The 1,125-nt window shown below is 49.0% G+C and carries 1 pseudogene; it reads right to left on the minus strand.

What is annotated here, in order from left to right:
• Positions 1-200: 200 nt before the first annotated feature.
• Positions 201-1,055: pseudogene (locus tag MU846_RS14865) on the minus strand (tropomyosin).
• Positions 1,056-1,125: the final 70 nt, after the last annotated feature.

Below are 1,125 nucleotides of genomic sequence, written 5' to 3' on the forward strand. Positions count from 1 at the left end.
CGATGTTGTTTTTGCGATAATGCAGCTTTTTTATTGGTTGTCCCAAAAAACAGCGGACATCAAACATGAAAACATAAAATTAAAGGATAAAAGACAACAATCAAACGTGTTAATAAGCCTGGAGTGAACGAGGAAGTAGGCTGAAGATGAGGACGAGAGATGCAGCGAAAAGGAGCGATGTTGTTTGCTGCGAGCGGCCTTTAGTATCCGGCCAATTCGGCGAAGGTAGAGTCCATCTCGTCGGCAAGGCTCTTGTAGCGATCTTTGTTGAGGCCGAGTTCGTCTTCCAGCCTGTCGACTTCCTTCTGCAGTTTCTTAACTGTCTTCTCCGCGAACTCAGCGCGGGCCTCAGCCTCCTTCAGTTTAACAGACAACTGCTTGATTTGCCTCTTGTACTCTTCGACTCTCTGGTTAGCCTTCTCTTCAGATACTTCAAGAGATTTTAAGCTGTTACCAACGACTTTAAGTTCTTCCTCCAGTTCCATGATCTTAGAATCTCAAGATTTGACACGATCTTCAGAGACTTCAAGCTCATCTTCAACGAAGGCCAGTTTCCTTGCAACTTCGTCAGATTTTCCATCGGCGTCTTCAGCGAGGAGCCTGGCTTCTTTAAGCTGGTTGGTAAGTTGGTCCATCCTCTCCTCATCCTGCTGGGCTCTGTTCTCCAATACTTTGCACATACGGAAGGACTCGTCGGCAGCCTGGGAGGCCTCGGTCAACTTCTGGGTGGCAGTAGCAGACCTCTCCTCAGACCTTTCCAGATCTTCCTCAACCATCTGCACTTTCCTGTTCAGTGCGGCTACCTCGCTTTCGGCGTTGGTCAGAGCCTTCTCCTTCTCCTCAAGGTCTTTGTTGGCCTGTTCCAGATCTCTCTTGTTCTTTTCCAGGTCAGCTTCAACCTGGGCCAACTTCTTCTGGAGGTCGCGTACATCCTCCAGTACTTTGTCTGCTCTCATGTTGGCGTCCTTGGCCTGACCTTCGCAGGTGTCGGCCTTGTCCATCGCCGTGTCCTTCTCCATCTTCATCGCCTGCATCTTCTTCTTGATCGCGTCCATCTTGTAGTTTGGGTTAGTACACTACCTCACACGAGAACAAACAAAACCCTGACGGGAGACAGATATCTGA

Origin of the sequence: Alcanivorax quisquiliarum, assembly GCF_023051175.1 — a bacterium.
GTDB lineage: Bacteria > Pseudomonadota > Gammaproteobacteria > Pseudomonadales > Alcanivoracaceae > Isoalcanivorax > Isoalcanivorax quisquiliarum.